Raw genomic sequence first — 6,205 nt, 5'->3', positions numbered from 1 at the left:
CGTACCAGTCCGAAAAGGCCGGGTAGGCGGCTTGGCGCTGGGCCTCTGATGCGTAGGGGCGGGCGCAGGCCCACTCCTGCAGCAGGGTGCAGGGGCTGGCGGAAGCGCTCGACCCTGCTGTCGGTCTGCGGCCGCCAGGGGCGGGTCCACCGGAACCGGAAGGCCCTTCGTCCAACCGCTGTTGCAGGCGTGTCGGGCGTTGCCAACGGCCCGGAACACCACGCCTGGCCCGCTCAGGCCTCCGGGTCGACGGTCTCCGGTTCCAGGCCGAGCAGGTTGGCGACCTCCTCGACGACGGTCTCGTGGACCATCAGGGCCATCTCCTCCTGCTCCCGCGTGCGGATCTCCACGGGGCGGCGGTAGATGGTGATGCGGGCGCGGCCGTCGCGCCCGGTCTCCAGGCGGGAGTAGGGGATGCCGTCCTCGGCGGTGACCCCGCGGGGGACCCGGGGGACGTCCTCGACCAGGAACTCCACGTTCGCGAGCTCACGGGACCACACGCGCTCCAGGCGCTCCACCGCGTCGAGCACGAGGTCGTCGAAGACCTGCGCCCGGCTGCGGGAGATGGGGACCTCCGGCGGCGCCAGCGGGCCGCGGATTCCGCGGCCCCGGCGGTCCCGGCGTCGGAAGCGGTCGGCCTGAGCCCTCTGTAGGCGCACTCGTCGCACGATTCGAGAGTATGCCATCAAGGGCCGGATCGCAGCCCCGCTCCCCCGGGCCGGGGCCGGACACACCAGGGTCCCCGTACTGGCGCCGGAGAGAGGAAGGGATTAGGGTCGGCTCCCGTGAGCGTTGTCCGACGCTGCTCGCGAACCGCGTGCAGACAGCCAGCAGTCTTCACGCTCACCTATGTCTACGCCGACTCCACCGCGGTGCTCGGCCCCCTCGCCGCCTACGTCGAGCCGCACTGCTACGACCTGTGCGCCATGCACGCCGAGCGCCTGACCGCCCCGCGCGGGTGGGAGGTGGTGCGGCTGCCCGCGGACAGCACCGGCGGCCCCGGCAGCGACGACCTCGAAGCCCTGGCCAACGCCGTGCGCGAGGCCGCCCGGCCCCCCGGGGGCCGCGCCGAGCCCTCCGCCCCATCGGGCGCCGAGGGCCAGCGCAAGGGCCACCTGCGCGTGGTCAAGTCCGACACCCCGGACCGCACCCCGCCCGCCCGTCCCTCCGGGGACGGCTGACACCCCGTCCGGCACCGGCCGCCCCCGCGCGGACGGCACGGGGCGCCGCGCCGCCCTTCCGGTACGTTGGAACCCCGCCCTCGGCGGGCCCGGCGACCGCCCTGCGGTGACCGTGCGGCAACGACGACTCGGAGCGGAGCAGCAGTGGGTGACCTCGGTCAGATCTTCAAGGCGTACGACATCCGCGGAATCGTGCCCGACACCCTCGACGAGGGGGTGGCCCGCGCCATCGGTGCGGCGTTCGCGCGGGTGAGCGGGGCCCCGTCGATCGTGGTCGCCTTCGACATGCGCCCCTCGTCCCCGGGGCTGGCCGCGGCCTTCGCCGAGGGCGCCACCGGCCAGGGCGCCGACGTGGTCATGGCCGGCCTCGGCTCCACCGACATGCTCTACTTCGCCTCCGGGCGCCTGGACATGCCCGGGGCGATGTTCACCGCCAGCCACAACCCGGCCCGGTACAACGGCATCAAGCTGTGCCGGGCCGGGGCCGCCCCCATCAGCTCCGAGACCGGGCTGGCCGAGATCCGCCGCCTGGCCGAGGAGGGGCTGGAGCCGGCCGGGACCCCCGGCAAGGTCACCGAGCGCGACCTGCTCGCCGAGTACGCCGAGTACCTGCGCTCGCTGGTCGATCTGGGCGGCGTGCGCCCGCTGAAGGTCGTCGTGGACGCCGGGAACGGGATGGGCGGGCACACCGTCCCGGCGGTCCTGGGCGACCGGCTGCTCGACCCGCTGCCGCTGGAGATCGTGCCGCTCTACTTCGAGCTGGACGGCACCTTCCCCAACCACCCCGCCAACCCGCTCGACCCGGACAACCTGGTCGACCTGCAGGACGCGGTGCGCCGCACCGGCGCCGACGCGGGCCTGGCCTTCGACGGCGACGCCGACCGGTGCTTCGTCGTCGACGAGCGCGGCGAGCCCGTGCCGCCGTCGGCGATCACCGCCATGGTGGCCGTGCGCGAGCTGGCGAAGGAGCCCGGGGCGCCGATCATCCACAACCTGATCACCTCGGCGGCCGTGCCCGACATCGTCCGCGAGCACGGCGGCGAGCCCGTGCGCACCCGGGTGGGGCACTCCTTCATCAAGGAGACCATGGCGCAGACCGGCGCGGTGTTCGGCGGCGAGCACTCCGCCCACTACTACTTCCGCGACTTCTGGCGGGCCGACACCGGGATGCTGGCGGCCATGCACGTGCTGGCGGCGCTCGGCGGCGACGAGCGGGCGCTGTCGGAGCTGACCGCGCAATACACTCGCTACGCGGCCTCCGGGGAGATCAACTCCCAGGTCGAGGACCAGGAGGGGCGCACCGCCGCGGTGGAGCGGGCCTTCGCCGGGCGCGACGGGGCGAAGGTGGACCGGCTGGACGGGCTCACCGTCGCCTTCGCCGACGGAAGCTGGTTCAACCTGCGCGCCTCCAACACCGAGCCGCTGCTCCGGCTCAATGTGGAGGCGCCGGACACCGCGGGCATGGAGCGGCTCCGCGACGAGGTGCTGGGCATCGTGCGGGCCTAGTGCGGGCCCGAGGCCCCCGCCCCGCGGCCGCGACGACGAACGACCGACCGAGAGAAGCGCGAGAGAAGCGATGAGCGCGAAGATCGACGAGTGGCTGCTGGAGATCCTGGCCTGCCCCAAGAGCAAGAAGCCGCTGCGGCTGGACGCCGACGCCGGTGAGCTGGTCTGCGACGAGAGCGGACTGGCCTACCCCATCCGCGACGGCATCCCGGTGCTGCTCGTCGACGAGGCCCGCGAGATCGGCTGAGGCCGTGGCGTCCCGAGAGTTCGACGAGACCCTGCTGGAGCGCGCCGACGCCGGAGGCGCCGCGGCGCGCGCCGCGGCCTCGGCCGGGGCGCACCTGCGCGCCGGGCGCGCGGCCGCCCTGGAGGCCGACACGGGCGTGCTGGAGGCGCTGGGCCGTCCGCGCGCCCTGGTGCTGGCGGGGGCGGGCGCCGAGGCGGTGGCCGCGGACGTCGCCGCCGCCGCGCTCAGCTCCGGCAGCCCCGTGCCGGTGCAGGTGGTGCGCGGCCGCAGGCTGCCCGGGTGGGTGGGCGCCGCCGACCTGGTGGTGGCCGTTTCCGGCCGCACCGGACCGGCCGCCGACCCGGTGGCGGCGTGCGTGGCCGAGGCGGTGCGCCGGGGCTGCTCCCTGGCGGCCGCCGGGCCGCCGGACGGGCCGCTGGCGGCGCTGGCCGAACAGTCCCGCGCGGTGTACGCGCCGCTGCGCGGCCCCGCCACCCTGTGGGGCCCCGTGGGCGCGGCGCTCGCGCTGACCGCCGCGGCCGGGGTCCCCGCGCCGTCGGCGGAGGCCGTGGAGGCGGCCGCGGTGCGCATGGACGAGGTCGCCGCCGCATGCGCCCCCTCCGTGGAGAACTGGGAGAACGAGGCCAAGACGCTGGCCGCCGACCTGGCCGGGACACTGCCGCTGGTCTGCGGATCCACCGCCGAGGCGGCGGCCGCCGCGCGGTGCTTCGCCGCCCGTGCCGCCGCCGTGGCCGCCTACCCCGTGCTGGCGGCCTCCCTGCCCGAGGCGCTGGGCACCGCCGCCGTGGCGCTGTCGGGGCCGCTGGGAGCCGAGGGGCCGCGCTCGATCTTCGACGACCCCGTGGAGGACGCCGGGGTCCGGCTGCACCCGGTGCTGCTGGAGGACCCGGACGGCGGTCCGGACGCCGAGGGGGACCTGGCGGCGCTGCGGGACGCGGCGCACGCCGCGGGGGCGCGGGTGAGCGTCGTCTCCGCCGCTCCGGGGGATCGGATGGAACGTCTGGCCGGTTTGATCGCTCTAACCGATTACGCCACTGTGTACTTGGCTGCGGCGTATCAGGTGGAAACTGCGGCCGACGAACCGAGCCAGGGCTGACGCCGATACCGAACCCCCTCTGGAGGAGCTCCATGCCCGGTCCCGAATCGCTGTCGTCGAACGACCCCGCATCGATCGGCGACTACAGCGTCGAGGGGCGCCTCGGCAAGGGCGGCCAGGGCGTGGTCTACCTGGGCCGCGACCGGGACGGCGAAGAGGTCGCCATCAAGGTCCTCAACGACCAGTGGGCGGAGAACGACGAGCTGCGCGCGCGCTTCGAGAAGGAGGTGCGCGCCGCCCAGAAGGTCGCCTCGTTCTGCACCGCGGCCATCCACGAGGCCAACCTGGACGACGACCCGCCGTTCGTGGTGAGCGAGTTCGTCGACGGCCCCTCCCTGCAGGAGGCCGTGGCCAAGAGCGGGCCGCGGCGCGGGGCCGGGCTGCAGCGGCTGGCGGTGAACACCGCGACGGCGCTGGTCGCCATCCACCGGGCCGGGATCGTGCACCGCGACTTCAAGCCGGGCAACGTGCTGCTCGGGCCGGACGGGCCGCGGGTGATCGACTTCGGCATCGCGCGGGTGGACGACGGCCAGGCCACGCTCACCAACTCCATCGTCGGCACCCCCTCCTACATGGCGCCCGAGCAGATCGAGGGGCGCGGCATCACCGACAAGGTGGACGTGTTCGCGTGGGGGTGCGTGATGGCGTTCGCCTCCACCGGCAGCGCGCCGTTCGGCGCCGACAGCGTGCCCGCGGTCGTGCACCGGGTGGTCAGCGCCCCGCCGTCGCTGGACGGGGTGCCCGAGGAGATGCTGCCCATCGTGCGGGCCTGCCTGGACAAGGACCCGTCCCGGCGGCCGTCCGCCAAGGAGCTGCTGATGCGGCTGCTGGGGCACGACTCGGCCGAGGGCGCGTCGACGGAGGAGGTCGTCCGGGAGGGGGAGCGCGCCGCCGAGACCGGGGTGTTCGCCCCGCCGCCGGCGCCGCCGTCCAACAGCGGGCCGCAGACGCCCATGCCGCCGCAGGGGCCGGGCCCGGGGCGGCCGGTCACCGGCCCGCAGCCCCCGTACCCGCCGCAGAGCGGCCCGCAGACCCCGATGCCGCCGATGGGGCCGCAGCAGGGGCCGCCCACCCCGCCCCCGGGCATGGGGCACCCGGGCGGGCCGATGGGCCCGCCGCCCCCGCCCAACATGGGTCCGGGCGGGCCGATGGGGCCGCAGACGATGGGCCCCAACACCACCATGGGCGGCCCGAACAGCACGATGGGGCCCGGCACGTTCCCCGGTGGGCCGCCCCAGCAGCCCCAGTCCCAGGAGGACCCGGTGCTGTCCCAGGGGTGGGTGATCCCGGCCGTGCTGATCACGATCATCATCCTGGTCCTGATCCTGGTCCTGGTGGCCCTCGCGGGCTGAGGGCCGCTCCCCGCCGCCGGGTCAGGGCAGGGTGCGGGCCAGGCGGTCGACCGTGCGGGAGACCGCGTCGTCGACGAACTCCTCCACGCACGGCCACCGGTCCCCGGCGGTGTCCCCCGGGACGAGGGTGACGCAGTCGGTGCACGCCGGGTCGAGGACCTCTTCGGGCCCCTGCGGGGTGTCCAGCACCGCCGACGCCGTCACGGCGAGCGCCCCGGTCGGCGGCCCGCCCACATCGTGCACGGCCACCACCAGCTCCACGGCGGTCCCGGCCGCCCGCAGGTCCAGGGCGGCCCACCGGCAGCCGGGGCCGGGGACGAACAGCGCGCGCTCGGCCGCGGCCTCGCACCGGTCGCGGCGTGGGCCCTCGGCGATGTCGGCGGCCTCGACCTCGGCGGAGGCGTCCGGGGCGAGTTCGCGCAGCACCTGGGAGAGCGGCCCGGTGCGGCGGCGCAGGTGCACCAGGAGCCTGCGGTGCACGGCCGACGCCAGCAGCGCCGACGGCGGCGGCGCGTCCGCGTCCGGCCGGCCCCGCTGGGGTGTGCTCAGACGGGCGCGCAGGGCGGCGGTCTGAAGGTCGGCGAAGAGCGCGGCCAGCGCCGCGGTGCGGGCCTCGGGGGAGGTCTGCGCCAGGGCCGCGTCGAGCCGCGCGCCGATGCGGCGGTCGGCGGCGAGCGGCGGGTGGTCGGAGCGCATCAGCGACAGCGACGCCAGCGCCCATGGGAGCGGGCGCAGGTGCGGCGCGGGGCCGGGGCCGGGGCCGGTCTCCTCCAGGCGCCGGCCCAGGGCCTCGGCGGTGCGCTGGAAGAGCAGGGCCGCCCGC

General features: G+C 76.0%; 7 protein-coding genes and 1 pseudogene. 5 read left to right on the top strand and 3 right to left on the bottom strand.

What is annotated here, in order from left to right; all coding sequences use genetic code 11:
• Positions 1-146: pseudogene (locus D476_RS39260) on the bottom strand (IS481 family transposase); the annotation flags it as partial.
• A gap of 87 nt (positions 147-233) precedes the next feature.
• Complete coding sequence (locus tag D476_RS0121330) at positions 234-659, bottom strand: metallopeptidase family protein (protein WP_017625956.1); 426 nt, start codon at positions 657-659, stop codon at positions 234-236.
• A gap of 126 nt (positions 660-785) precedes the next feature.
• Between D476_RS0121330 and D476_RS0121325 the strand changes: the two genes are divergently transcribed.
• From D476_RS0121325 to D476_RS0121305, 5 genes are all read left to right on the top strand, one after another.
• A complete protein-coding gene (locus tag D476_RS0121325) occupies positions 786-1,181 on the top strand; it encodes a DUF3499 domain-containing protein (protein ID WP_026123720.1) in 396 nt (131 codons plus the stop codon).
• A 144-nt stretch (positions 1,182-1,325) separates the two neighbouring features.
• Positions 1,326-2,687 carry a phosphomannomutase/phosphoglucomutase gene (locus tag D476_RS0121320; protein WP_017625954.1) on the top strand — a complete coding sequence of 454 codons (1,362 nt, stop codon included), beginning with the start codon at positions 1,326-1,328 and terminating at the stop codon, positions 2,685-2,687.
• 70 nt (positions 2,688-2,757) lie between these two features.
• Positions 2,758-2,934 carry a Trm112 family protein gene (locus D476_RS36555; RefSeq protein ID WP_017625953.1) on the top strand — a complete coding sequence of 59 codons (177 nt, stop codon included), beginning with the start codon at positions 2,758-2,760 and terminating at the stop codon, positions 2,932-2,934.
• A gap of 4 nt (positions 2,935-2,938) precedes the next feature.
• Positions 2,939-4,030, top strand: coding sequence for an SIS domain-containing protein (locus tag D476_RS0121310; RefSeq protein ID WP_017625952.1), 1,092 nt, complete (start codon positions 2,939-2,941; stop codon positions 4,028-4,030).
• Between the two features lie 32 nt (positions 4,031-4,062).
• Positions 4,063-5,382: a serine/threonine-protein kinase gene (locus tag D476_RS0121305; RefSeq protein ID WP_017625951.1), complete on the top strand. Its 1,320-nt coding sequence runs from the start codon at positions 4,063-4,065 to the stop codon at positions 5,380-5,382.
• Between the two features lie 21 nt (positions 5,383-5,403).
• Here the strand turns inward: D476_RS0121305 and D476_RS0121300 are convergent.
• Positions 5,404-6,205: hypothetical protein (locus D476_RS0121300; protein WP_026123719.1), on the bottom strand; the 802-nt coding region annotated here is incomplete at its 5' end.

It is taken from the genome of Nocardiopsis chromatogenes YIM 90109 (assembly GCF_000341185.1).
GTDB lineage: Bacteria > Actinomycetota > Actinomycetes > Streptosporangiales > Streptosporangiaceae > Nocardiopsis_A > Nocardiopsis_A chromatogenes.
Note: the sequence above shows the minus strand (reverse complement) of the source record. Positions and strands in the feature narration are given on the sequence as shown.